Source organism: Pseudomonas sp. NPDC085632 (assembly GCF_044541255.1).
In the GTDB taxonomy this organism is placed as follows: domain Bacteria; phylum Pseudomonadota; class Gammaproteobacteria; order Pseudomonadales; family Pseudomonadaceae; genus Aquipseudomonas.
The window spans coordinates 1-25,005 of the sequence record NZ_JBITSX010000016.1; the positions used below are offsets into that span (position 1 = coordinate 1).

21 protein-coding genes are annotated in these 25,005 nt (G+C 59.4%); 13 read left to right on the forward strand and 8 right to left on the reverse strand.

Annotated features, from left to right (window positions below):
- The 8 genes from atpC to ACIF4X_RS13215 form a co-directional block, all read left to right on the forward strand.
- A partial coding sequence (gene atpC, locus ACIF4X_RS13180) for an ATP synthase F1 subunit epsilon (protein WP_397482459.1) occupies positions 1-265 on the forward strand: 265 nt, incomplete at its 5' end.
- A gap of 118 nt (positions 266-383) precedes the next feature.
- Entirely contained in the window at positions 384-1,751 is a 1,368-nt protein-coding gene (gene glmU, locus ACIF4X_RS13185; protein WP_397482460.1) for a bifunctional UDP-N-acetylglucosamine diphosphorylase/glucosamine-1-phosphate N-acetyltransferase GlmU, read from the forward strand.
- Positions 1,752-1,909: 158 nt separating this feature from the next.
- Positions 1,910-2,689, forward strand: a complete 780-nt coding sequence (locus tag ACIF4X_RS13190) for a DeoR/GlpR family DNA-binding transcription regulator (RefSeq protein WP_397482532.1) — start codon at positions 1,910-1,912, stop codon at positions 2,687-2,689.
- 2 nt (positions 2,690-2,691) lie between these two features.
- Positions 2,692-4,524 carry a glutamine--fructose-6-phosphate transaminase (isomerizing) gene (gene glmS / locus ACIF4X_RS13195; RefSeq protein ID WP_397482461.1) on the forward strand — a complete coding sequence of 611 codons (1,833 nt, stop codon included), beginning with the start codon at positions 2,692-2,694 and terminating at the stop codon, positions 4,522-4,524.
- Positions 4,525-4,736: 212 nt separating this feature from the next.
- Positions 4,737-5,936, forward strand: coding sequence for a Fic family protein (locus tag ACIF4X_RS13200; RefSeq protein WP_397482462.1), 1,200 nt, complete (start codon positions 4,737-4,739; stop codon positions 5,934-5,936).
- A 10-nt stretch (positions 5,937-5,946) separates the two neighbouring features.
- Positions 5,947-6,873, forward strand: coding sequence for a LysR family transcriptional regulator (locus ACIF4X_RS13205; protein ID WP_397482463.1), 927 nt, complete (start codon positions 5,947-5,949; stop codon positions 6,871-6,873).
- 105 nt (positions 6,874-6,978) lie between these two features.
- Complete coding sequence (locus ACIF4X_RS13210; RefSeq protein ID WP_397482464.1) at positions 6,979-7,605, forward strand: glutathione S-transferase family protein; 627 nt, start codon at positions 6,979-6,981, stop codon at positions 7,603-7,605.
- 45 nt (positions 7,606-7,650) lie between these two features.
- Positions 7,651-9,681, forward strand: a complete 2,031-nt coding sequence (locus tag ACIF4X_RS13215) for a pyridoxamine 5'-phosphate oxidase family protein (protein ID WP_397482465.1) — start codon at positions 7,651-7,653, stop codon at positions 9,679-9,681.
- 137 nt (positions 9,682-9,818) lie between these two features.
- On the opposite strand, the gene ACIF4X_RS13220 is transcribed toward ACIF4X_RS13215, so the two are convergent.
- Genes ACIF4X_RS13220 through ACIF4X_RS13255 form a run of 8 tightly spaced genes read right to left on the reverse strand, consistent with a single transcriptional unit; the run spans position 9,819 to position 18,807 of the window.
- On the reverse strand, positions 9,819-10,949 hold the full coding sequence (locus ACIF4X_RS13220) for a glycosyltransferase family 4 protein (protein ID WP_397482466.1): 1,131 nt from the start codon (positions 10,947-10,949) through the stop codon (positions 9,819-9,821).
- The gene (locus ACIF4X_RS13225; RefSeq protein WP_397482467.1) at positions 10,950-12,080 is read right to left on the reverse strand and encodes a glycosyltransferase family 4 protein; all 1,131 of its coding nucleotides are present in this window, start codon (positions 12,078-12,080) and stop codon (positions 10,950-10,952) included.
- Positions 12,064-13,431: a glycosyltransferase family 4 protein gene (locus ACIF4X_RS13230; protein WP_397482468.1), complete on the reverse strand. Its 1,368-nt coding sequence runs from the start codon at positions 13,429-13,431 to the stop codon at positions 12,064-12,066. Before ACIF4X_RS13230 ends, ACIF4X_RS13225 begins: the two co-directional genes overlap by 17 nt.
- Positions 13,428-14,681, reverse strand: coding sequence for an ABC transporter ATP-binding protein (locus ACIF4X_RS13235; RefSeq protein ID WP_397482469.1), 1,254 nt, complete (start codon positions 14,679-14,681; stop codon positions 13,428-13,430). The genes ACIF4X_RS13230 and ACIF4X_RS13235 overlap by 4 nt, the downstream gene beginning before the upstream one ends.
- A complete protein-coding gene (locus ACIF4X_RS13240) occupies positions 14,681-15,478 on the reverse strand; it encodes an ABC transporter permease (RefSeq protein WP_397482470.1) in 798 nt (265 codons plus the stop codon). The genes ACIF4X_RS13235 and ACIF4X_RS13240 overlap by 1 nt, the downstream gene beginning before the upstream one ends.
- Entirely contained in the window at positions 15,479-16,921 is a 1,443-nt protein-coding gene (locus tag ACIF4X_RS13245; protein ID WP_397482471.1) for a mannose-1-phosphate guanylyltransferase/mannose-6-phosphate isomerase, read from the reverse strand.
- Between the two features lie 3 nt (positions 16,922-16,924).
- Positions 16,925-17,896: a GDP-mannose 4,6-dehydratase gene (gene gmd, locus ACIF4X_RS13250; protein WP_397482472.1), complete on the reverse strand. Its 972-nt coding sequence runs from the start codon at positions 17,894-17,896 to the stop codon at positions 16,925-16,927.
- Complete coding sequence (locus ACIF4X_RS13255; protein ID WP_397482473.1) at positions 17,893-18,807, reverse strand: GDP-mannose 4,6-dehydratase; 915 nt, start codon at positions 18,805-18,807, stop codon at positions 17,893-17,895. The genes gmd and ACIF4X_RS13255 overlap by 4 nt, the downstream gene beginning before the upstream one ends.
- A gap of 416 nt (positions 18,808-19,223) precedes the next feature.
- Here ACIF4X_RS13255 and ACIF4X_RS13260 point away from each other — a divergent pair, with 416 nt between their 5' ends.
- From ACIF4X_RS13260 to ACIF4X_RS13280, 5 genes are read left to right on the forward strand one after another with little or no spacing between them, the layout of a single operon-like run.
- The gene (locus tag ACIF4X_RS13260; RefSeq protein WP_397482474.1) at positions 19,224-20,804 is read left to right on the forward strand and encodes a glycosyltransferase; all 1,581 of its coding nucleotides are present in this window, start codon (positions 19,224-19,226) and stop codon (positions 20,802-20,804) included.
- On the forward strand, positions 20,798-22,102 hold the full coding sequence (locus ACIF4X_RS13265) for a glycosyltransferase (RefSeq protein WP_397482475.1): 1,305 nt from the start codon (positions 20,798-20,800) through the stop codon (positions 22,100-22,102). Before ACIF4X_RS13260 ends, ACIF4X_RS13265 begins: the two co-directional genes overlap by 7 nt.
- A complete protein-coding gene (locus ACIF4X_RS13270; RefSeq protein WP_397482476.1) occupies positions 22,099-23,022 on the forward strand; it encodes a methyltransferase domain-containing protein in 924 nt (307 codons plus the stop codon). Before ACIF4X_RS13265 ends, ACIF4X_RS13270 begins: the two co-directional genes overlap by 4 nt.
- Entirely contained in the window at positions 23,012-24,166 is a 1,155-nt protein-coding gene (locus ACIF4X_RS13275) for an acyltransferase family protein (protein WP_397482477.1), read from the forward strand. The genes ACIF4X_RS13270 and ACIF4X_RS13275 overlap by 11 nt, the downstream gene beginning before the upstream one ends.
- Positions 24,160-25,005, forward strand: a complete 846-nt coding sequence (locus tag ACIF4X_RS13280; protein WP_397482478.1) for a class I SAM-dependent methyltransferase — start codon at positions 24,160-24,162, stop codon at positions 25,003-25,005. Before ACIF4X_RS13275 ends, ACIF4X_RS13280 begins: the two co-directional genes overlap by 7 nt.

The following is a 25,005-nucleotide window of genomic DNA, read 5'->3' on the forward strand; positions in this document are numbered from 1 at the left end:
CAAGCAAGGCGGGGAGCCCGAGGTGTTCTACATCTCCGGTGGTTTCCTCGAGGTTCAGCCGAACATGGTCAAAGTGCTTGCCGACACTGTGCAACGTGCCGCCGACCTGGATGAAGCTCAGGCTCAAGCAGCTCTCAAGGCTGCCGAGCATGCTCTGCATGAAAAAGGCGCTGATTTCGACTACAGCGCTGCGTCAGCACGTCTGGCCGAGGCTGCAGCTCAGCTGCGCACCGTCCAGCAGATCCGCAAGAAGTTTGGCGGTTAATCCGTCAGCCGCTTGTTGTGCGATTGATAAAAAAGGGTAGCCTCGGCTACCCTTTTTTCTTTTCCGAATTCCCAAAACCCGGTCGCAGTTGCTGACCACCCAGGATTGGTAGCCAGTCATGTCTCTTGAAATCGTTATCCTCGCGGCCGGTCAAGGCACTCGTATGCGTTCGGCGTTGCCGAAGGTGCTGCACCCGATTGCCGGCAATTCCATGCTGGGTCATGTTATCCACAGCGCCCGGCAACTTGACCCACAACGCATTCATGTGGTGATCGGCCATGGTGCCGATGTGGTGCGTGAACGCCTGGCCGCTGACGATCTGAATTTCGTTCTGCAGGACAAGCAACTGGGCACCGGTCATGCCACGGCTCAAGCGGTGCCGTTCATTAATGCCGACACGGTGTTGATCCTATACGGTGACGTGCCGCTGATCGAAGTCGAAACCCTGCAACGTTTGCTCAAGCATGTCGTGCCCGGGCAGATGGGTTTGCTCACCGTCGAACTGGAAGACCCGACCGGTTATGGCCGCATTGTGCGCGATGCTGACGGCAAGGTCGCAGCCATCGTTGAGCACAAAGATGCCAGCGAAGCGCAACGCGCAATTACTGAAGGTAATACCGGCATTCTCGCGGTGCCGGCCAATCGTCTGACCGACTGGATGAGTCGTCTGTCGAACAACAATGCCCAAGGCGAGTACTACCTGACCGACGTGATCGAAATGGCGGTCAGCGATGGCTTGGTTGTCGCCACCGAACAACCGCACGACCCAATGGAAGTGCAGGGCGCCAATGATCGTAAGCAATTGTCCGAGCTGGAGCGTCACTACCAGCTGCGTGCTGGCCGCCGCTTGATGGCGCAAGGCGTGACCCTGCGTGACCCGGCGCGTTTCGACGTGCGAGGCGAAGTCACCGTGGGCCGCGACGTGCTGATCGACATCAACGTGATCCTCGAAGGCACCGTTGTCATCGAAGACGACGTGGTCATCGGTCCGAACTGCGTGATCAAAGACAGCACCCTGCGCAAAGGCGTGGTGATCAAGGCCAACAGTCATATCGAAGGCGCCGTTATGGGCGAGGGCAGCGATGCCGGCCCGTTTGCGCGTCTGCGTCCAGGCACCGTGCTCGAAGCGCGCGCGCACGTGGGTAACTTTGTCGAGTTGAAAAATGCCCACATGGGGGAAGGCGCCAAGGCTGGACACCTGACTTATCTTGGCGATGCCGAGATCGGAGCGCGTACCAACATTGGCGCCGGCACCATCACCTGTAACTACGACGGCGCCAACAAGTGGAAAACCGTGTTGGGTGCGGACGTGTTCATCGGCTCCAATAATTCGTTGGTAGCGCCTGTGGATATCTCTGCCGGTGCGACCACGGCAGCCGGTTCGACCATTACGCAAAATGTGGATAACGCGCAGTTGGCCGTCGGCCGAGCGCGGCAGAGGAATGTCGATGGCTGGAAGCGGCCGGAGAAAATCAGAAAGGACTGAGTTATCCACAGCGGCTTTTTGAAGATCTAAAGATCGCAGCCTTCGGCAGCTCCTACGGGAATTGTCGGTGGCTGCGATTTTTTTTGGGCGATGGGTTGACGATTTGAAGGCGATAGGTTTTGATTGCTTCCGTTATCTTTCGAATCGAAACTTAGGTCATCATGTCGAAACGCAATACGCCCCAGCGCCGTCATAATATTCTTGCCTTGCTCAACGAGCAGGGTGAAGTCAGTGTGGACGAATTGGCCAAGCGCTTCGAAACCTCCGAAGTTACGATTCGCAAGGATCTCGCCGCATTGGAAAGCCATGGCCTGCTACTGCGCCGCTACGGCGGGGCGATCACCATGCCCCAGGAGTTGGTCGCTGAAACCGCGCAACACGTTTCAAAATACAAACAGGCGATTGCCCGCGCGGCGGTGAAACGCATCCGCGAGCACGCGCGGATCATCATCGACAGCGGCAGCACCACTGCCGCGATGATCCCGGAACTTGGCCAGCAGCCCGGTCTGGTGGTGATGACCAATTCCCTGCACGTCGCCAACGCCCTGAGCGAACTCGAACACGAACCGGTGCTGTTGATGACCGGCGGCACCTGGGATCCGCATTCGGAATCCTTTCAGGGCCAGGTCGCCGAGCAGGTACTACGCTCTTACGACTTTGACCAGTTGTTCATCGGCGCCGATGGCATCGATCTGGTGCGTGGCACCACCACCTTCAATGAGCTGCTCGGTTTGAGCCGGGTCATGGCTGACGTGGCGCGGGAAGTCATCGTCATGGTCGAGGCCGACAAGATCGGTCGCAAGATCCCCAATCTGGAACTGCCCTGGAGCAGCGTCCATACCCTAATTACCGATGATCGCCTGCCTAGCGAGGCGCGCGATCAGATACAGGCCCGCGGTATCACCGTGATTTGCGCGGCTGTCAGTCAGGAGAAATAAGCATGTGTGGAATTGTCGGCGCAGTTGCTGAACGTAATATCACCGCCATCCTGCTCGAGGGCCTCAAGCGCCTGGAATACCGCGGCTATGACAGCGCCGGTGTCGCGGTCTTCACCAACGACGAAACCCTTGAGCGTATGCGTCGCCCGGGCAAGGTCAGCGAACTCGAAGCCGCGCTGGCCGAACACCCGCTGGTTGGCCGTCTCGGCATTGCCCACACCCGTTGGGCTACCCACGGCGCACCCTGTGAACGCAACGCCCACCCGCATTTCTCCGGCGACATCGCGGTGGTGCACAACGGCATCATCGAAAACCACGAAGCCCTGCGCGAACAACTAAAAGCGCTGGGTTATGTGTTTACTTCGGATACCGATACCGAAGTCATCGCTCACCTGCTCAACCATAAACTCAAGGATCAGCCTGATCTGAGCGTAGCGCTTAAAGCGACGGTCAAGGAACTGCACGGTGCTTATGGTCTAGCGGTGATCAATGCGAAACAACCGGATCGTCTGGTTGCCGCGCGCAGTGGCAGTCCGTTGGTGATTGGTCTGGGTCTGGGTGAAAACTTCCTCGCCTCCGATCAGTTGGCATTGCGCCAGGTCACTGACCGTTTCATGTACCTGGAAGAAGGCGATATCGCCGAAATTCGCCGCGATAACGTGCAGATCTGGGACGTCAACGGCAATGCCGTCGAGCGCCAGACCGTGCAGTACAGCGATGGCGCCGAAGCCGCCGACAAAGGCGAATACCGCCACTACATGCTCAAGGAAATCCACGAGCAACCGGCGGTGGTTCAGCGCACCCTCGAAGGTCGCCTGAGCAACGATCAGGTGCTGGTGCAAGCGTTTGGCCCACAAGCGGCCGAGCTGTTCGCCAAAGTCCACAACGTGCAGATCGTCGCCTGCGGCACCAGCTATCACGCCGGTATGGTCGCGCGTTATTGGCTGGAAGAACTGGCCGGCATCCCTTGCCAGGTCGAAGTCGCCAGCGAATTCCGCTACCGCAAAGTGGTGGTGCAGCCGGACACGCTGTTCGTCACCATTTCGCAGTCCGGCGAAACCGCCGACACCCTGGCGGCCCTGCGCAATGCCAAGGAGTTGGGCTTCCTCGCCAGCCTGGCCATCTGCAACGTCGGCATCAGCTCGCTGGTGCGCGAGTCCGACCTGACTCTGCTGACCCAGGCCGGTCGCGAAATTGGCGTGGCCTCGACCAAAGCCTTCACCACGCAATTGGTTGGTCTACTGCTGCTGACCCTGTCGCTGGGCCAAGTGCGCGGAACGTTGGCTGATGGCGTCGAAGCACGTCTGGTCGAAGAACTGCGTCGCCTGCCAACCCGTCTCGGTGAAGCACTGGCCATGGACAGCACCGTGGAGAAAATCGCCGAGCTGTTCGCCGAAAAGAACCACACCCTGTTCCTCGGTCGTGGAGCGCAATTCCCGGTGGCGATGGAAGGTGCCCTGAAACTCAAGGAAATCTCCTACATTCACGCCGAAGCCTACCCGGCCGGCGAGCTGAAACACGGCCCGCTGGCGCTTGTGGATAACGACATGCCGGTGGTTACCGTGGCGCCGAACAACGAACTGCTGGAAAAGCTCAAATCCAACCTGCAGGAAGTCCGCGCCCGTGGTGGTGAACTGATTGTGTTCGCCGACGAGAAAGCCGGGATGACCAACGGCGAAGGCACCCACGTCGTGCAGATGCCACATATCCACGACATCCTCTCGCCGATCCTCTACACGGTTCCGCTGCAGTTGCTGTCGTACTACGTGGCTGTGCTTAAAGGCACGGATGTGGATCAGCCACGTAATTTGGCGAAGTCGGTCACGGTGGAGTAACGGTTTTTGCACGAGAGCGCGAGATTTCGCGCTCTCGTGTAGGACATTGGAATCAGACTCTCACTTCTGCGTTTTCTTCTGGCAAAAAATTCGCAAAATAATCCGCGAATTACCTCAGTATGAGAAACCTCCTAAAGAACTCAAGGCTAGGTAAATAGCGGCCTTGAGCGTATTCTTGAATCCGCAGATAAATCCGCGATTCAGGAGGTTGAATGTGTGCTGAAACAGTCTTGGGAACCCATTGGCTTGAGCCGCTTATGCCGATATTTCCGAATGAAATACTGCATTTGGCTGAGCAGGTGCCGTTTCAGGCTGGGAAGCTCAGTGCGATGGTTTCTCCCCCTATGCTGCAGCGGGTCGGCGGGTTACTTCGGGTAACCAGCAGTTTTTACAGTAACTTGATTGAAGGCCAGTTCACCGAGCCGGTGACTCTCACCCCGACGTCTCCCAAACGGCAACGCAAGGAACTGACCGAACTGGCGATGACGCACATCGGTACGCAGCAGGCTTTCGAGCGCGCGTTGTCAATGCATAAGAGCCTTTCTTGGGAAGCTCTCTTCAGTCCGGCGTTCGTTACGCGTTTGCACAAAAGACTCTTCTACGGAACCCGCGAAGATCAATTGATGTTGAGCGGCGGTAGCCACTTGGTGCCCGGCGAATTGCGCGATGTGAGCGGACGAGACGTTCTGGTCGACGATCATGCTGCACCACCCTGCCAATCCGTGGGTCCGATGCTCGCTCGAATGCAGAACGTGTACGGGCGTTTGCCGGATGCGCGGAGTCGATTGCTTTCGGTGATGGCGTATCACCATCGACTGGCTTGGGTACATCCATTTATCGATGGCAACGGGCGAACCATCAGGTTACTTACTCATCTTCAACTGCAAAAACTTGGGCTGGTCTCACCTCTCTGGTCGTTATCTCGCGGTCTCGCTCGACAGCAGGGAACGTATTACGCCCGATTAGCCAATGCCGACAAATCCCGCCGCGGAGATCTTGACGGTCGTGGTCAGCTGACTCAAGCAGGCTTGTTCGAGTTTGTCGGCTTCATGTTGGAAACCTGTCTCGACCAGATGCGTTATACCGAACGGGCGCTGAACATATCGAATATGCGCGAAAGGTTGCACAGCATTTTTGTGTGGCACGAGCGAATCAAAATCGCCGGAATCAAGCCTGAGGCTGCGCGGGCATTGCATGTTCTGCTGACTCAGGGAACGTTGAGTCGAGCCGACTTCAAGATTTTCACCGGACTGTCGGATCGCGTAGCCACGGATCAGTTGAAAGGCTTGGTTCAGTTGGGTTTGGTCGAAAGTGCGACACCGAAAGCGCGTGATCTTTATCCAGGTTTACCGATCTGGTTTGCTCAGTTGTTGTTCCCGGATTTGCACCAGCGGATGAACGCTGCGACGTAGGAGTCAAGGAATGGACCGCTTCCAGGAAATGCACATCTTCACCACCGTCGCCCAGGAGCAAGGCTTCTCAGCGGCGGCTCGGCGTCTGGGGTTGTCGGCAGCCAGTGTCACGCGGGCGGTGGCGGCGCTGGAGCAGCGGATCGGTACGCAGTTGCTGATTCGCACCACGCGCAGTGTGCATTTGAGCGAAGCGGGGCAGCGTTATCTGGAAGATTGCCGGCGGATTCTCGCCGAGGTGCAGGAGGCCGAGGATTCGGCGGCGGGCAGCCATGCCCAGCCGCGTGGGCAACTGACGGTGACGGCGCCGGTGTTGTTCGGTGATTTGTTTGTGACGCCGGTGATGGCGAGTTATCTCGCGCGGTATCCGGATGTCACGATCAACGCCGTACTGGTCGATAGGATCGTCAACATGGTTGAGGAGGGCATTGATGTCGCGGTGCGCATCGGTGATCTGCCGGACAGCAATCAGCATGCGATTCGGGTCGGTGAGGTGCGTCGGGTCATTTGCGGCTCGCCGAAATACTTTGCCGAGCATGGTCGACCGCTTCACCCCCACGCGTTGGCGGGGGCGCCAGTGGTGGCGACTTCAGCGATTGGTCAGCAACGCAGTTGGCCGTTTCTCGATGATGGCGAACCGCTGAGTGTGCGTCCCGAGCCGCGTTTGATCGTTACCGCCAATCAGGCTGCGATTACAGCAGCTTGCACGGGCTTGGGTTTGACTCGAGTGTTGTCCTATCAAGTGGCGAGCCAGGTTGCCGCCGGTGCACTGGAAATCGTCCTCGCGGAATTCGAACTGCCGCCGCTGCCGATCCATGTCGTGTATCAGGGGGGGCGAAAGGCTCCCGCGCGGATCCGCAGTTTTGTCGATTTTACGGCGGAGGCTTTGCGCGAACTTCCAGCGTTGAAAAATGCAGCGTTATTTCACTCAGTGAAATAATCGATTGCATTTTCTGGTGATTCTGTTGTTTTCGCGATCAGAGCAAGATGGCCTCCATCGGCGCGCTCATCCCCGCAGCGGCGCCCCTGTTCAGCGGAGTCGACCATGCAAGCGATCAAACTCTACAACTTCCCACGTTCCGGCCACGCCCACCGTGTCGAGCTGATGCTGTCCCTGCTGCAATTGCCGACCGAGCTGATCTTCGTCGATCTGGCCAAGGGTGAGCACAAGCAGCCGGCGTATCTGGCGATCAACAGTTTTGGCCAGGTGCCGGCCATCGATGACGACGGTGTGGTGCTCGCCGACTCCAACGCGATTCTGGTGTATCTGGCGCAGAAATACGGCCATGGTCGTTGGCTGCCAACCGATCCGGTCGGTGCGGCGCGGGTACAGCGCTGGTTGTCGGCTGCCGCCGGGCCGATTGCTTTCGGCCCCGCCGCTGCGCGATTGGTCACGGTGTTTGGTGCCCAACTGAATGCAGAAGAAGCGATTACCCGTGCGCACAACCTGCTCAAGGTGATGGACATCGAGTTGGGCAAAACGCCGTATCTGGCCGGCGCCGAACCGACTATTGCCGACGTTTCGGCCTACAGTTACATCGCCCACGCACCGGAAGGCAACGTGTCGCTGGACGACTACGCCAATGTCCGCGCCTGGCTGGCCCGGGTTGAAGCTTTGCCGGGCTTCGTCGGCATGCCGCGCACTGTCGCCGGTCTGCAAACCACCGCCTGATTTTCGCAATCCACACTGTGCCGACGGTGCAGGGGAGAGGTCGTGATGGAACGTTCACCGTGGCACGCTGGCGAACAGCAATTGCAGGCCCATGTCGGCGTTGCCGAACGCATGGAAGGCTTTGGGCGCAAGGTGATTCGCAGCTGGATGCCGGATCAGCACCGTGAGTTCTATCAGCAACTGCCCTTCATGCTGTACGGCGCAGTCGATGCGGATGGACGTCCATGGGCCAGCGTGCTCGAAGGCGCGCCGGGGTTTGCCCATTCGCCCGATCCTGAACATCTGCATTTCGCCAGCCAACCCGCTGCCGATGATCCCGCGCAACTGCGTAACGGCGAGCCGATCGGTTTGCTCGGCATCGAGTTGCACACCCGTCGGCGCAATCGCCTTAACGGTCATGTTGGCAATCTGACGGCCGACGGGTTCGACGTGAGCGTGGATCAGGCTTTCGGCAATTGCCCGCAGTACATTCAGTTGCGCCAGTTTCAGCGGGTGCCCCTGACGGATCCGCAGACCCGCCCGGCCGAACATCTGCACGGTCTCGATGACGCCGCCACCGCGCTGATTACTGGCGCCGATACGTTTTTTGTCGCCAGTTATGTGGATGTCGAGGGGCAACGCGCGGTGGATGTTTCTCACCGTGGCGGCCAGGCCGGTTTCGTGCGGGTGGAAGGCAATCGTCTGACCATCCCCGATTTCGCCGGCAATCTGCATTTCAACACCTTGGGCAATCTGCTGCTCAATCCCAAGGCCGGCTTGCTGTTCATCGACTTTTCCACAGGTGATCTGCTGCAACTGAGCGGGCGCACCGAGATCCTTCTCGATGACCCGCAGATCGAAGCCTTTCAAGGTGCGGAACGGTTGTGGACATTTGAAGTGGAGAAGCTGGTGCGACGCCCGGCAGCCCTGGCGTTGCGCTGGCGCTTCGACGGCATGTCACCGACCAGCCTGCTGACCGGCAACTGGGCCGAGGCGGACGCACGGTTGCAGGCTCAGGCTTTGGGTAACCAATGGCGGCCGTTGCGCGTAGCGAAGATCGAAGCGGAAAGTCGCGGCATCCGCTCAATCTATCTGGAGCCAACCGATGGCGCCGGTTTGCCGGTGTTTCTCGCGGGTCAGCATTTGCCGTTGCGTTTCACGATCGATGGCGAGGTGCATATCCGCACCTACAGTCTTTCGAGTGCGCCATCGGATGGTTTCTACCGGATCAGCGTCAAGCGCGAAGGGCTGATTTCGTCGCACCTGCATGAGCTGATCCGCGTTGGCGATGTGCTTGAGGCGCGGGCGCCGCAGGGGCATTTCACCGTGGCGCCGCTGGAACAGCGACCGTTGGTGCTGCTGGCTGCCGGGGTCGGCATCACGCCATTGCTGTCGATGCTGCGCGAGGTGGTTTACCAAGGCTTACGCACGCGGGGGATTCGTCCAACATTGTTGTTGCAGAGTTCGCGCAGTCTGGCGGATCAACCGTTTCGCAAGGAGCTCGATCGTCTGCTCGAAACGGCGGGCGACTCTGTACGAGTCCTGCGTCTGCTCAGCCAGCCGGAAGCGGATCTGCGAGAGGGCGAGGATTTCGATGTGCATGGGCGCATCGACGGCACAGTGCTGAGAAACCTGCTGCAAGCCGAGGATTTTGATCAGCTCGACTTTGTGCTCTGCGGCCCCGGTGGTTTTACCCAAGGGCTTTACGACACTTTGCGCGAACTGGATGTGCGCGATGCGCAGATTCATGCGGAAACCTTTGGCCCGTCGACCCTGAAACGTCAGGCCGATCCGGACGCGATCGTGATCGAGCAACCGCCTGCAGCGACCACATCGGTGCCGGTGGTGTTCGAGCGCTCGGCGAAAGAGGCGCGCTGGCAGCCCGATGGCGGCAGTTTGCTGGAGCTGGCGGAAAGCCGCGGATTGCGCCCCGAGTTCAGTTGCCGCGGTGGTTCGTGTGGCACCTGCAAGACCCGGCTGGTCAGTGGTGCGGTGAATTATCCACAGGTGCCGGCGGATATTCCCGAAGCGGGGCATGTGCTGATTTGTTGCGCCGTCCCGGCACAAAGCACGCAGCCTTTAGTGCTGGATCTGTAATTCCGAACTCACCACAAATACCCTGTGGGAGCGAGCCTGCTCGCGAATGCGCCGGATCAGTCAACATCATTGTTGCTGACAGACCGCTTTCGCGAGCAGGCTCGCTCCCACAGGGGGTATGCGTTCCAAAACAGGGTTCAGGCGTAGGACAGCGATTTCTCTTCCAGCAATTCCTGATACAGCTCCGTCCACTTGCGCCCCATCTCGTCGGCTGTGAACAACTGCCGATAACGTGCTTCAGCTTTTACGCCCATCGCAGCAGCCCGCACCGGGTCTTCCCACAGGGTTCGCATCGCCTCGCGAAACGCCTGTGGATGACTCGGTGGCACTACCAGGCCGGTTTCGTTGTGGATATTGATGTAGCTGGTGCCAGTGCCGATTTCGCTGGAGATCATCGGCTTGCCGTACATCGCACCTTCCAGCAACGAAATGCCGAAGGCTTCCGAGCGCAGGTGCGAAGGGAAGACGATGGCGTAGCTCAGTTGCAGCAGCGCGACTTTGTCTTCGTCACCCAGGCGCCCGAGGAAATGAACGTTGCGCAGGCCCAGCGCCTGCGCCTGTGCGTGCAGTTCCAGTTCCAATGGCCCGGCGCCGACAATGACCACGGGATAGTCCACGTCTTTCAGGGCCTCGAGCAAAATATGCAGGCCTTTGTAGTAACGCATCACGCCGACAAACAGGAAAAACTTATCCCCAAGCTGCTGGCGCCAGCGATTCATCCGTTCGGCATCAGGCTGTGGATAACCGGCCTTGTTCAAGCCGTAGGGAATCACTCGGGTCTTGTCCTGGAACTGCTGTAATACATCGCTGGTGTGCAGGTAGTTCGGCGAAGCGGCAACAATGCGGTCGGCACTGGCGAGGAAGCGGTTCATCAGGGGACGGTAGAGTTTGAGCAGGTGCTTCTGGCGAATGATGTCCGAGTGGTAAGTCACCACGCTCGGTTTATTCATCGCAGTGGCGAAGTGCACCAGGTCCATGAATGGCCACGGGAAGTGGTAATTGACCACATCCGCTTCGGCAGCCAACTCGCGAAACTGCTTGAACACGCTCCAGGAAAAACCGGTGGAGGCGAACTGGATGTCGAGTTTGGCGCGGTGCACTTCGTGCTGGCCCAATTGCACCACGGGCGGTGTCGGGTCAGTGCTAAGCGTCAGTACCTGGCCGTCGATGCCGTGCTGGGCGCCGCTTTCGCACAGCTGAAAGATCACTTGCTCAATGCCGCCGACCGAGTCGGGCAGGTACGTCTTGAAAAAATGAAGAACTTGCATTCAACCTCCCATGGCCCGGCGGTAGGCACTGGCCGTAGCCTGTGCACAACGCTTCCAGGAAAAAAGCCGCGACTGCTGTAACCCGGCTTCTTGGCATGCCTGCCAATGCGCTTGATCGTCGATCAGTCGGCTCAGCGCATCACGCAGGCCTTCTGCATCGTCAGCTTCAATATAGTTGCCCGCTGCGCCCGCGACTTCCGGCATCGCCGAAGAACGCGTGAGCACCACCGGTGTGCCGCTGGCCATGGCTTCCAGTACCGGCAGGCCAAAGCCTTCATACAGCGATGGAAAAATCAGCGCCCGGGCGCCGGCCAGCAATTGCGCGACCTGTTCATCGGGCAGATAACCGAGCAGGCACACATGCCCGCTGGACAGCGCCTGACGCAGGGGTTCGCTGAACTGTTCGCGCTCCCAGCCGGCCATGCCGACGATCAGCAGCGGAAAGCGCTGACGCACGGTTTCCGGCAACAGGGCATGGGCGCGCAGGGCCAGCCCAAGGTTCTTGCGCGGCTCCAGCGTGCCCACGCATAGAAAATATTCCCGCGCCGCCACCGCATGCGCCTTGAGCACCGCGTCAATGGCGCTCGCCTCGCGCGGGTGAAAGCGTTCTGCGACGCCCAGTGGCGCGACGACAAAACGCTCGGCCGGCAGGCTGAAATACGCTTGAGCTTCCTCGGCAATGGCTTGCGAGTCGGTGAGAATCACTTGGGCCTGCTGCACGCCCACGGCCAATCGACGTTCGATTTCCTTGAGCCGCGCCGCAGGCTGGGTCTCAGGGAAATGCAGGTGCGTCAGGTCATGAAGGGTGATCACGGTCGGGCCGTCGAAGGCCAGCGGCCAGAGGCTCGGTTCGTGATAGAGGTCGATACCTTGCACGCGGCCCTGATCGAAGCGTTTCTGCTCCAGCCAGCGGCGTGCCTGATAAGCCCCGGGAATCTGCCGCAGCAGTGGCGTCAGGCGCGAATAACCGGGCATGGCCGCATCCGGCAGCGCCGAACCCCAGCCCCAGCCGTGGAACAACGTCACGTCAATGTCGGGCTCACTGCGCAAGGCGTTGACCAGTTCGGCAACGTAATGGCCGATGCCGGTGCGCGGTGCCTGGAGAATGCGAGCGTTAAGCGCTATGCGCATGTTGCCTCGCTGGCGCCGCCGGCGCTTGCAGGACGTTACGCACACTGCGTTCGGCCAGTTGCAGACTGGCTTCACGCCAGCCGATCCACTGCCAATCGGCAACATCGCGGGCGGCAGGAAACTGGCCGCTGCACTGGAAGCCGTTGATCAAGTCGGCAAGGCTTTGCGGATCCTGCAAATCGAAATACGCCATGAACTCGCCGCCGATTTCGCGAAACACCGCAATGTCGCTACCCATTGCCGGCAAGCCACGTTGCATGGCTTCCACCAAGGGCAAACCAAAGCCTTCGACGAACGAAGGAAACACCAACGCACTGGCGTGGGCGTAGGCGTGTTCAAGGCTGGTGTCACTGAGGTCGTTGAACATGAACAGACGCTGATTCAGCTCTGGATGATTGCGCACCCGGTCGAGGAGGGCGTCGCATTTCCAGCCGACCCGCCCGGCGATGCACAGCCGTGCCGTTGAGCCTGTGGCCCAGGCGCGTTCGAAGGCATCGAGCAGATACGCATGGTTTTTGCGTGGTTCGATGGTGCTGACCATCAGGTAAACCGGGTCTGTTGTCGTGAACAATTGCTTCAGGCGCGGATCGACCGTTGCCTGGTCGGTATGCAGATCCAGTTCGGAACCCAAGTGAAAGAAATCGAACCAGCGCTGGGCGGTGTGTTCGGCACCGATTCTGCGCTGCAATTCTTCACGCACCTGATCGCGTACCGTGGCAGAAATCGCCATGTAGCCATCGGCCGTGCGGGTGATCCAGTCGAACCACTCGCTGAACACCTCGACCAGACGCGTGTCGTAAAACTGCGGATGAGTCAGTGGGATCAGGTCGTAGATCACCGCGATCATGCCAACGCCGTCGCGTTTTAGCTGCTCGACGTGGGCGAAAATATCCGAGTGCCAGGATGAGTCCAGCAGCACCAGTTGATCGCCCGGCTGATGTTGCAGGGGGATGCAACGTTTGAGCAGGTGCGTGCGGTTGATCCGTCGGATCAGGCGTATCGGCAGGCCGAACGCGCTGAAGATCGTCAGCCGATAGCCGACATACAAAATCCGTCGCGCCAGTTTCGAAGTGAGTTGCGCATCACGACGCTGATGCCATTGCCAGAAGCGATGGGCGAGGCGCTCCAGGCGTCCACCGAAGGTTTCCAGCCTGTTGAAAAAAGGCGTGTCGAGCGATGCCAATTGCAGCACGCGATAGAGTTCGCCATTAAGCACCACCACCGGCAGGCACTCGGCGCCTTCAGCACTGGCAGGCAGCTGCTTGATGACATTGCGAACCACGCGTTGAATACCCGAGTTGACCGTCGGGTGTTTAAACACATGGGTGCACTCCACCAGCAAGCGCGTCATGGTGTGCGCTCCACACGGCTGGCTTGTACATCTCGGCTGATCGTGGTCTGAGCGTTGAGCCATGAGCAACCGACGAAATCTTCGCGTCGAGTGTTGATGACATGAAATACCAGACCGAAATCCCGCCATTCGAAATTGCGATCCAGGTGCGAGTCCAGCCGCGACAGGCTCAGGGCCACGGAGTAGTTGCCTTTGCCCAGGCCCATCACAAACGCAAAGCGATAGCTGATGCGCTCGCCGGCTCGCAGGTTTTCCAGCGCCTGGTTCTGGCGATGGGTGTTGATGCCATACATGGGCTGGCCGAGGCGATCCTTGATCATGAACCCCAGCACCAACCGTTCGATGTCCTGACGCACTTCGACGTCCACGGCCAGCACCACAGACTGGCCGACTTCGGCGGCTTCGATGGAGCGCTCGGATTCGTCGAGCAAGCGCACGCGCACAATGCCCGCTTCGCCGGTGCCTGACACGGTTTGTACCTGGCCGCTGCTGAGCAATTCCTGACGCACGGTCTGGCCTTCACGTTCGGCAAGCAAGGCGTTGTAGTAATCCATTACCGCTTCAGGCCTGTCGTGCATGACCATGCGGCCGCCATCGAGCAGGATCGCCGAATCGCAGATCGATTGAATCGCCGAGCGGTCGTGGGACACGATCAGCAGGGTGGTGCCGGCCTCACGGAAGCTACGGATGCGCTGGAAGCTTTTATGCTGAAAGTAGGCATCGCCCACTGACAGTGCTTCGTCAACGATCAGAATATCGGGGCGGCGTGCGGTGGCGACGCTGAATGCCAGACGCATCTGCATGCCACTGGAGTAGGTGCGCACCGGGTGCTCAATCGCTTCGCCGATTTCAGCGAAGCGCTCGATCTGTGGCATCAACGCGTTGATTTCATCAAGTTGCATGCCGAGCAATTGCCCGGCCATCACGGCGTTTTGCCGGCCGGTGAAGTCCGGGTGAAAGCCCATCCCCAGCTCCAGCAACGCGGCGACCCGACCCGACAGCTCAATGGTGCCGCAGGTCTGTCGACTGGTGCCGGTAATCATCTTCAGCAGCGTACTCTTGCCTGCGCCATTGACCCCGACGATGCCCACGGCCTCGCCGGCCGGGATCTCGAACGTCAGGTCCTTGAGTACCCAATGCTGGCGGTGACGCAGCGCTGCAAAAGGAATCAGCCATTCGGCCAGGCGACTCCAGCGGCTGGGGTATTGTTTATAGGCTTTGCCCAGCCCGGTAACACGGATATGTCCCATCAGAGCTCGTCCACCATTTCACCGACCCGTTGGCGGAACAGGCGCAGACCGATGGCGCAGAACACTGCGCCGATCACAAAGGCCGGCAGCAGCGAACTCCAGAGAGGCCATTGACCGTAGAGAAACACGTTCTGGTAACTGGCGATCAGGTTGGTCAGCGGATTGAATTGCAGCAGGCCTTGTAGCCACTCCGGCAAGATGCTGATGGGGTAAACGATCGGTGTCAGCCAGAACCAGAATTGCAGACAGATGCCGAAGAGTTGCCCGACATCACGGAAGAATACGTTGAGTACGCCCAGCACCATGCCGAGGCCTGCGCAGAGCATCATTTGCAGGGCGACCAGCGGCACCAGCGCCAGCAGCGCCATGCCCGGCCAGCGTCCGGTGACAAGCAGGAAACCGAGAAACAAGCCAATAATGATGGCGAAATTGATCCCGGCATTGATCAGCACGATCACCGGCAGACAGACTCTCGGGAAACTGATTTTTTTCAGCAGGTTGGCGTTGTCCAGAAACATGTTCTGGCTGCGCAGGGTGATTTCCGAAAACAGCCCCCACGCGAGCAGTCCGGCGCACAGGTAAATGCTGTAGGCCATGCCGTCATCCACACCGGGCAAGCGGGCGCGCATGATGTGGGAAAAGATCACGGTGTAAACGATGATCATCGACAGCGGATTGAAGATCGGCCACAAAGCACCGAACAGCGAATTGCGGTAACGCGCTTGGAACTCTCGCTGCACGCTGCCGAGGATGAAACTTCGGTATTCATGCAACGAGCGGTACAGGGAAAGCAGCATTTAAACCGTCCTGCCGTATTGGTCTTCGAAGCGGACGATGTCGTCCTCTCCCAGGTATTCGCCGCTTTGCACTTCGATGATCACCAGATCGATCACGCCAGGGTTTTCCAGGCGATGTTTGTGGCCGGCGGCAATGAAGGTCGATTCGTTCTTGGCCACCAGCGTCGTGCCACTGCCATTGTTGGTGACCTTGGCCATGCCTTCTACCACCACCCAGTGTTCGTTGCGGTGATGGTGCATTTGCAGGGACAGCTTGCCACCGGGTTTGACCACGATGCGCTTGATCTTGAAGCGTGGCCCTTCTTCGAGAACAGTGTAAGTACCCCATGGACGGCTGACGGTACGATGAAGCCGATAGGCTTCGTGGGATTTGTCCTTGAGTTGCTTGGCCACGCGGCGTACGTCCTGCGCACGGTCGGCATGGGCCACCAGCACCGCGTCAGCGGTATCGACCACGATCAGGTTATCCACACCCACCGTCGCTACCAGCCGGCCATCGCTCTGGACGAAGTTGTTGTGGCTGTCGATGAAGATCGCTTCGCCGCTGGCGCGGTTGTTGTCGGCATCGGCCGGCACCAGCGCCGCGACGGCGCCCCACGAACCGATGTCGCTCCAGTCGAAACCGGCGGGCACGACGACGACTTTTTCCGAACGCTCCATCAACGCGTAGTCGATGGAGATGTCGGTGATTTCAGCGAACAGCGCCGGCGACAACTCCTGTTGCAGGCAACCAACGGTTTCGATTGGCGCGCTGGCGGCCATGCAGACACGGGTCTGCTCCAGCAGCTCAGGTGCGTGCAATTGCAACTCGGCAATCACGGCGGCGGTGGTAAAGCAGAACATTCCTGAATTCCACAGGAAGTTGCCGCTCTCCAGATAATGCGTGGCGGTTTGCAGGTCGGGTTTCTCGACGAAACGCTGCACCTTGGCTGCGCCCTTGGCATCCAGCGGAGCGCCGGTTTCGATGTAGCCGAAGCCGGTTTCCGGCGCCGTCGGGATCACGCCGAAGGTCACCAGATAACCGTCTTTGGCGAGATTGACCGCGTGCTCGACCGCTGTTTTCAGCGCGTCCTGATTGACGATCAAATGGTCGGCGGGCATCACCACCATGATCGCGTCGTCACCGTGCAGCGCCTGCAGCGACAACGCCGCTGCCGCAATGGCCGGCGCGGTGTTGCGCCCGGTCGGCTCCAGCAGGAAGTGCCCGCGATGGCGCGAAACATGGGCGGCGCAATAGTGGTCCTTACTCTGGAAGTAGTACTCGCGGTTGGTCACTGTGACGATGTCGCCCCAGCCGTCGAGGAGCGCTGCCGCTCGCTGGTAGGTCTTGCCCAACAGTGACTGGCCATCGGGCAAATGCATGAATGGTTTCGGGTGGCCCTCGCGGGACACCGGCCACAAACGGGTGCCGGCACCGCCGGACAGAATCACGGGAATCAGCATGGCCTACTCCTTGGCGACGCGTTTCATGTCCGCATCCATCATCATGCGGATCAAGGTATCCAGGTCGGTTTTCGGCTTCCACCCCAGCACGCGCTGAGCTTTTGCCGGATTGCCGAGCAGCACTTCGACTTCGGCCGGGCGGAAAAACGCCGGGTCGATCTTCACGTAGTCGCGGTAGTTGAGGCCGACGTGATCGAAGGCGATGCGGCACATTTCGCGCACCGTGGTGGTGACGCCGGTGGCGACCACAAAATCGTCAGGCTTGTCCTGTTGCAGCATCAGCCACATGGCTTCGACGTAGTCACCGGCAAAGCCCCAATCGCGCTTGGCGTCGATGTTGCCCAAGGCCAGTTCGTGCTGTTTGCCCTGCTTGATTCGGGCCGCGGCGTCGGTGACCTTGCGGGTGACGAACTCGATGCCGCGCAGCGGTGATTCGTGGTTGAAGAGGATGCCGCTGCTGGCATGCAGGTTGAAGCTTTCGCGGTAGTTGACGGTGATCCAGTGGCCGTACAGTTTGGCCACGCCGTACGGGCTGCGGGGGTAGAACGGTGTGTTTTCATCCTGCCGCTCGGCCTGGATCAGACCGAACATTTCGCTGGTTGATGCCTGATAAAACCGGGTGTGCGGGCTGAATTGGCGGATCGCTTCGAGCAGGTGAGTGACGCCCAGACCATCGACGATGCCGGTGGTGACCGGCTGATTCCACGACGCGGCGACAAAGCTCTGCGCGGCGAGGTTGTAAACCTCGTCCGGCGCCGATTGAATGACCGCACGCTGTACCGAACAGGCATCGGCCATGTCACCGTCCAGATAGACGATGTCGGCTTCGACCGCCATCTCACGCAGGCGCCAGCGCGAATCGCTGCTGCGCCGTGCGACGAGGCCGTGAACCTTGTAGCCCTTGTCGAGCAACAGCTTGGCCAGATACGCGCCGTCCTGGCCGGTGATCCCTGTGATCAGTGCACTTTTTGTCATTCTTGTCGTACTCGCATCTCCCAGTCGGACAGGATCGCCCGCAGGGATTGTTGTGTAGTGATTTCAGGCGTCCATCCTGTGGTCCGGGTCAGCCTGGCGTGGCTGCCGCAAACGCGACGCTGATCGGCGCGGCGCATGCGCGCGGGGTCCTGAACCAGTTGCATCTGGACTTCGGCCAGATCGCCGAGCTGCTCGATCAGGCTGCGAATGCTTTGCTCACGGCCCGAACAGATGTTGTAGACCTGTCCAGGTGTGCCTTTTTCCAGCAGCGCGAAGTAGGCCGAAATCACATCGCCGACATCGAGGAAATCCCGCGTCACGTCGATATCGCCAACTTCCAGTTGCGGTGCTTGCAGGCCTTGTTTGATGCGATTGATCTGGCGGGCGGCACTGGCGATGACAAAGCTTTCTTTCTGGCCGCTGCCAATGTGATTGAACGGCCGCGCCACCAACACCGGCCAGCCTTCGCTCTGGCCCCATTGCAGGCTGAGAAATTCCGCCGAGAGCTTGCTCACCGCGTACGGGTTGCGCGGACAGGGCGGTTGTTGTTCGGTGATCGGCAGGTGGTTTTCGCCAACCTGGCCGTAGACGTCACCGGAACTGACATACAGGAACGTGCCGGTAAAACCGCGTGCCTTGAGGGCTTGCAACAGGTTGAGCGTACCGAGCAGATTGATGTCGAGTGTGCGTGCCGGATCGCGGAACGCTTCGGGGACGAACGTTTGCCCGGCCAGATGAATGACCGCATCAGGCAACTGCGGCCAGAGATCGGTGAGGCTGTGCGGATGGGTGAGGTCGTAGGATGAAGCGGCAGGCAGCAGCTCCCACGACGAATCCGGCAATGCCAGACGCGACTGAATATGTTGTCCCACGAATCCACTGAGACCCGTGACGAACAGACGCTTTTTCAAACAGCGACCCCTTGGTCTTGAACTTGCGCCACTTTCCCACAGGCTTTAAAGGAAGGTCTGTCAGACCGGTAGAAAAACCGGTGAAAACAAAGGCGAAGTCAGTTGTTGTAGTTGTTTGTTGCCAATCTGTGCCAAATGCTCGGCAATTTCAACAGGCCAAACCGTGACTGGTCAGTTCTCGTCAGCGTAGTCCGGTTTATTCTCGCCGAGCGGTTCACGAACGCTTCGCGGATGTGTTTAGAATGCGCCTTGTCACGATTGGCCGGGTTCGTCGGGATCGTCGTGCACAAAGGTGAAACTGACCACTAAAACAAGAACAAGACGGAACCGAAGACGAAGAACGGACATCGAGCCGATTCAACGCTTGGCCGTCATAGTGTGAGGCTGCCGGGATGGCAGTTTCATCGTGGAATGCCATGAACTTCATTCTTTACTCGGACATCAACGACAGTTCCATCAGCCAGAATCTGGGGCATCCCGATTCCAGTTATTACTTTGTGCTGAAAGCCTATCACCCGTTGCTCGAAACAGTCGGGCGAGTTCACGTGGTGAGTGCTGTGGCCGAGGTCGATCCGCTCTACCGGCAGTTGCTCGCCGCGGGTCAGGAGAGTGTTTTCCTCTCGTTCACCCGCCCCCAGAAAACCCCTGTCGATCTGGAGTGCCCTACCGTCTGCGTTGTGGCGTGGGAGTACGATTCGATCCCTGATGAACAATGGAATGACGATCCACGGCAGGACTGGACGCGCATGCTGGCCAAACACGGTCGCGTGATCACGCTGTCCAGCCATACGGCCCAAGCGATCCGTCGCTCCATGGGCGAAGATTTCCCGGTGTTGGTTTTGCCGGCACCCCTGTGGGAGCGCTTTGCAGCGATTCGCGAGCAACCTGTCAGAGCACCGGTCAATGCGGGGGCGACCTTGACGGTCAAAGGCTGCATCTTTGATTCTCGCCAGATGAACCTGCACCCGGATAACCTGCTGCCCAAGCCGATCCCACCTGAAGAACTGGCCGAAATCGAAGCCCGCCTGGAAGCCTCACGGCCACCGCCGCTGACCTTGAAGCGGCGCTTTGTGATTGCCCGGCATTACTTGCGTTTGTGGCTGTTGAATCCAGGCCTGGAACAAGAGCCACCGGTTTCACGTGTGAAGTTCCTGCAGAACTGGTACTGGGAAGGGATTCGCGACCTGGTTCCGCAGACGTTGCATGACTGGCTCGGCAAACGCCTGCCCAATATTGCCGGCCCACACCCAGTGCCTGTGGCGGTGCAACCGCCGCCGCGCGAGATGCCTGACGCGTCATTACAAGTCCAGACCTGCGTTGACGGTGTGGTCTACGTAACGGTGTTCCGCCCCGAAGACGGGCGCAAGAACTGGCTACAGATCCTGACCGCTTTTTGCGCGGCGTTCCGTGACACCCCCGACGCCACACTGGTGATGAAATTCACTCAGAGCGATCTGGAGGCTGTCTACGCACACCTGATGACGCCGCTGGCGCAACTGGCACCCTTTTCCTGTCGGGTCGTGATGATTCAGGGCTACCTGGATGCTGCTGAATATGCGCGGCTCTACCAGGCGGCGAGTTTTTACGTCAACGCTTCGCATTGTGAAGGGCTGTGCTTGCCGCTGATGGAGTTCATGTCGTGCGGCAAACCGGTGATCGCCCCCGATCACACGGCGATGCAGGATTACATCGACCCGTCTGTGGCGTTCGTGGTCGGCTCCAGCGTAGAGGCGTGCACTTGGCCCCATGACCCGCGAATGCTCTTGCGCGCACATCGTTATCGACCGGACTGGGGGTCGTTGAAAAAGGCCTACGAAAACAGCTACCGGATGGCCAAGACACAACCACAGGATTACCAGCGCATGTCGCTGGCGGTAGCCGAACGCATGCGCGATTACTGCGCGCATCCGGCTCTGCAACAACGTGTGGAAGATTTTTTCGGGCTGGCATCACAGGCCGGCAATGTTGCCCCGGTTACGGATAACGCCTCATGCTGATCATCATCCATTCCGAAACCAACCAGCACACCATCAGCCGCAATCTCGGGCGTTCGGAGTACAGCTATTATTTCGTGCTCAAGGAATATCGACCGGTGCTGGAGCGCCTCGGGCGAGTGATCGAGGTCATGGAGCCGAACACCGAAGTCGATGCGTTGTACGCGCAATGCCAATCCCGTGGCGAGCCTTGTGTATTTCTGTCGTTTTCGCCACCGCACCGCACCCCGGTGCACCTGGCCTGCCCGACATTGCCGGTATTCGCCTGGGAGTTCAGCACCATCCCCAACGAGCCATTTGCCGGTGATCCGTTGAACGACTGGCGCACAGTACTCAACGCCTGCGGAGCCGCGATCACCCATTCCACCTACACCGTCGAGGCGGTGCGCGAGGCGATGACCGCCGATTACCCGATTGTCGCCGTGCCCGCCCCGGTCTGGGATCGATTCGCGGCGCGGGGCGTTCAGTTGCAGGGGCAACCGGTGGCCGACTCGGTACGATTGACGATCAAAGGCCTGGTGGTCGACAGCCGCGAGGTCGATCTGGATGCCTTTGGTCCGGTGCATCTGCGCAGTGGCCCGGGTATCGACTTTCTCGCACCGGTCACCGAGCAGACGTTGTTGCTCGAAGGTGTGGTGTACACCTCGGTGTTCAACCCTCGTGACGGCCGCAAGAATTGGGAGGACATGATCAGTGCCTTCTGCGCGACTTTCCGTGAAGACGATGACGCGACGCTGGTGCTCAAACTGACTCACCACGATGCCGAAGAAGCGCTCACCGACATTCTTCATCACCTGTACAAAAATCAGCCTTATCGCTGCCGCGTCGTGCTGGTCTACGGCTATCTGGCGGACGCGGATTACGAGCGGCTGGTGCAGGCGACCCGCTACGTCGTCAATACGTCTTACGGCGAAGGCCAGTGCCTGCCGCTGATGGAATTCATGTCCTGTGGCAAGCCGGCGGTCGCACCGTGCACGACAGCGATGATCGATTATCTGCACGCCGATAATGCGTTCCTGATCGAGTCCACCGAGGAATTTACGGCTTGGCCGCACGATCCGCGCTCGGCTTACCGGACACTGCGCTACGCGGCCAATTGGGCCTCGATCTGCGCGGCTTATCGAGCCAGCTACGAGGTGGCCAAAAACGAGCCGCAGCGTTATGCGCGAATGTCGGCGCAAGCCGTGGAGAGTCTGCAAGGGTTTTGCAGTCAGGCTGTGGCTGAGCAGCGGTTGCAGGCATTCTTTGCGCAACTGCTGGAAGCGCGCGCCGTATTTGCCATGGAGGTCACTGACGCATGATTCGTCGATTACGCCAGTTTTTTTTGCCCGCTGCACAACCGGCGCCGACTGTTGCGCCTGTGTTCGAGGCGGTGGTTGAGCCGACCGCTGCACCGGAACAGCCGTTTACCTGGTCACCGCGTGATGTCGGCTTCCACGATGCGGTACTGGATGGCTGGTTTCTCAATGACAGCGGCGAATTGCTCAAGGGCTTTGCAATAACCGCTGACGACACCGTGCTCGACGTCGGTTGTGGTGAAGGCGGCGCGACGTTGTTTGCGGTCCGCCAGGGCGCGTCGGTGATATTTACTGACAGCGAACACGACAAAGTACGTGATCTGGCTCGCCAGATAGAGGCTCAGAGTACTCGGCCGAGTCTGGGGCTGGTCAGTAACAGTTTGCCATTGCCCTTGGTCGATGGTTGCGCGAGCAAAGTGATGTGCCTGGAGGTGATGGAGCACGTCGATGAGCCTGAACCATTCCTGGCCGAACTGGTGCGCATGGGGCGTCCCGGCGCATTGTATCTACTCAGTGTGCCGGCGCCGGTTGGCGAACATTTGCAGAAAGGCATCGCTCCCCCGAGTTATTACCAGTCGCCTAACCATGTGCACATCTTCACCCCGGAGCGCTTCACGGCGATGGTCGAGGACGCAGGGCTGATCATCGAGCATCGCCAGGCCACCGGGTTCTTCTGGGTGATGGGGATGATTTTCTTCTGGGCCAGCGAAAAGGCCGCCGGCCAGGATCCGGGCGGTGCGGTGCGCGATCGCATTCATGCACCGTATCCTCCATTGATGGAGGGATGGGCCAGAACCTGGGACGAGATGCTTCAACGGCCCGACGGGCTTGCGATCAAGCAAGTGCTCGACAATTTCATGCCCAAGAGTCAGGTGATCATTGCCCGTAAACCACTGGAAGGCGGGTCGGCACATGAGCAGTAAGCGCATCATGGACATCGAAGTGCTGCGCGCTGTCGCAGTACTTGGGGTGGTGTTTCATCATATATCCGGCAATCTGTTCAGCGATCCCGTACCGCTGCTCGACTCCATTAGTGTCTGGGTGGCGCCGTGGTGGGGGGTGGATCTTTTTTTTGCTATTTCCGGATTCGTCATCGCCCGTAGCCTGATTCCTGCGCTGCGCAGTTGCAGCAATCGGCAGGAATACTGGGAGCAAACGCGCAACTTCTGGTTGCGTCGAGCCTTTAGGCTGCTGCCATCGGCCTGGTTGTGGTTGGCACTGGTGCTTTTGGCGTGTGTGTTTCTCAACCGCTCCGGGGCATTCAGACCGCTGGACGCCAACCTGCAGGCGACGTTGGCGGGGGTGTTGCAGTACGCCAATTTCCGCTTTGCCGACAGTTTCGGTCATTACGATTACGGCGCCAGTTTCGTTTACTGGAGCCTGGCGCTCGAGGAGCAGTTCTACCTGCTGTTTCCGCTGCTGATTCTGCTGTTTCGCAAGCACCTGGTCTGGGCCTTGCTGGCGCTGGTCGCCGCACAGATTTTCACCGAGCGTTCAATGGCGTTGATGGTGGTGCGCACGGATGCGCTGGCCCTTGGTGTGCTACTGGCAATGTGGAGCACGCACCCGGGTTATCAGCGTTGGCAGCCGAAATTTCTGCGCCGGCCGCTGGCCGGGATTTCGGTGCTGGTGGTGATCGGCCTGTTAATGAGCTTCCTGGCGACGGCTCGCTTCAATGCGTCCTTTTACAACGTCGGCTTGATCGCTTTGCTCAGCGCCTTGCTGGTATGGATCGCCTCATTCAACCGCGACTACCTGATGCCCATCGGCGTGGTGAAGCGCTGTCTGGTATGGATCGGGAGCCGATCCTACGGCATTTATCTGATCCACATTCCCGTCTATTTTCTGCTGCGGGAACTGATTTTTCGCTTGCAGGGCGCCGGCTTGCCGAGCCCGGCCGGTCATCCGCTGATGACGATACTGAGCGCTGGCGTAATGATCGTGCTGCTCAGTGAGCTCAATTACCGCTTTATCGAACTGCCCATGCGTAACCGTGGCGCTGCGCTGGTCAAACGACTCGGCACGTCCCGAACCGCCGTCCCATCCCCAGGAGCCACCTCATGCTGAGACTGTTGAAGAAACTCACGGCGACGAAGCCTGCTCCGGTGCCCGAATCTGTGCCTGTGCCGGCAGAGCCTGTTGCGGCCGTCATCGAGAGGACTGACCCATACATCCTCGGCCTGCACGATGCCGTGCTCAGCGGGTGGTTCAACCAGCAGACCAACGAGCTGTTCAAAGGTTTTGCCGTGTCTGCCGAAGACACCGTGCTGGATGTCGGCTGTGGTGATGGCGGCAACGTGCATTTCTGCGGCGTGCGCGGGGCGAAGATCATCATTGCCGACATCGACAGCGCCAAGGTCGAAGCGACTCGCCAGCGCCTGAGCGACACCCCGGCGCGGGACATCGAATGCCACGTCACGGATTGCAACCCGCTGCCGATTGCCGACGACACGGCTACGCGTGTGGTATCCACCGAAGTCATCGAGCACGTCGAAGACCCGGCGCAGTTTCTTGCTGAACTGGTGCGTGTTGGCAAACCGGGTGCCCTGTACCTGCTGAGTGTGCCGCACCCGAGTTCCGAGGACCTGCAAAAAGACATCGCTGCGCCTGAGTATTTCCAGAAGCCCAACCACATTCGCATCATCAGCGAAGAGCAATTCAAGGCGCTGGTCAGCGAGGCCGGACTGGAGATCATCAGTCATAGCCAGTACGGTTTTTACTGGTCGATCTGGATGCTGCTGTTCTGGGAAGCCAAGGTCGATTTCAGCAATCCCGATCATCCACTGCTCAACCACTGGACCGAGACCTGGAAAGCGGTGGTGGACTCGCCGCGAGGTGCGCAGATCAAGCAGGCACTGGACGCGGTTGTCGCGAAAAGCCAGGTGATCATCGCCCGCAAACCCTGA

Bases quoted from the DNA above. Each gene is read 5' to 3' on its own strand.
- ACIF4X_RS13225 (WP_397482467.1), bottom strand. From the start codon at position 12,080: ATGCGCATAGCGCTTAACGCTCGCATTCTCCAGGCACCGCGCACCGGC.
- gmd (WP_397482472.1), bottom strand. From the start codon at position 17,896: ATGACAAAAAGTGCACTGATCACAGGGATCACCGGCCAGGACGGCGCG.
- ACIF4X_RS13215 (WP_397482465.1), top strand. From the start codon at position 7,651: ATGGAACGTTCACCGTGGCACGCTGGCGAACAGCAATTGCAGGCCCAT.
- ACIF4X_RS13240 (WP_397482470.1), bottom strand. From the start codon at position 15,478: ATGCTGCTTTCCCTGTACCGCTCGTTGCATGAATACCGAAGTTTCATC.
- ACIF4X_RS13270 (WP_397482476.1), top strand. From the start codon at position 22,099: ATGATTCGTCGATTACGCCAGTTTTTTTTGCCCGCTGCACAACCGGCG.
- ACIF4X_RS13280 (WP_397482478.1), top strand. From the start codon at position 24,160: ATGCTGAGACTGTTGAAGAAACTCACGGCGACGAAGCCTGCTCCGGTG.
- ACIF4X_RS13200 (WP_397482462.1), top strand. From the start codon at position 4,737: ATGTGTGCTGAAACAGTCTTGGGAACCCATTGGCTTGAGCCGCTTATG.
- glmS (WP_397482461.1), top strand. From the start codon at position 2,692: ATGTGTGGAATTGTCGGCGCAGTTGCTGAACGTAATATCACCGCCATC.
- glmU (WP_397482460.1), top strand. From the start codon at position 384: ATGTCTCTTGAAATCGTTATCCTCGCGGCCGGTCAAGGCACTCGTATG.
- ACIF4X_RS13265 (WP_397482475.1), top strand. From the start codon at position 20,798: ATGCTGATCATCATCCATTCCGAAACCAACCAGCACACCATCAGCCGC.
- ACIF4X_RS13210 (WP_397482464.1), top strand. From the start codon at position 6,979: ATGCAAGCGATCAAACTCTACAACTTCCCACGTTCCGGCCACGCCCAC.
- ACIF4X_RS13275 (WP_397482477.1), top strand. From the start codon at position 23,012: ATGAGCAGTAAGCGCATCATGGACATCGAAGTGCTGCGCGCTGTCGCA.
- ACIF4X_RS13245 (WP_397482471.1), bottom strand. From the start codon at position 16,921: ATGCTGATTCCCGTGATTCTGTCCGGCGGTGCCGGCACCCGTTTGTGG.
- ACIF4X_RS13220 (WP_397482466.1), bottom strand. From the start codon at position 10,949: ATGCAAGTTCTTCATTTTTTCAAGACGTACCTGCCCGACTCGGTCGGC.
- ACIF4X_RS13230 (WP_397482468.1), bottom strand. From the start codon at position 13,431: ATGACGCGCTTGCTGGTGGAGTGCACCCATGTGTTTAAACACCCGACG.
- ACIF4X_RS13235 (WP_397482469.1), bottom strand. From the start codon at position 14,681: ATGGGACATATCCGTGTTACCGGGCTGGGCAAAGCCTATAAACAATAC.
- ACIF4X_RS13260 (WP_397482474.1), top strand. From the start codon at position 19,224: ATGAACTTCATTCTTTACTCGGACATCAACGACAGTTCCATCAGCCAG.
- ACIF4X_RS13205 (WP_397482463.1), top strand. From the start codon at position 5,947: ATGGACCGCTTCCAGGAAATGCACATCTTCACCACCGTCGCCCAGGAG.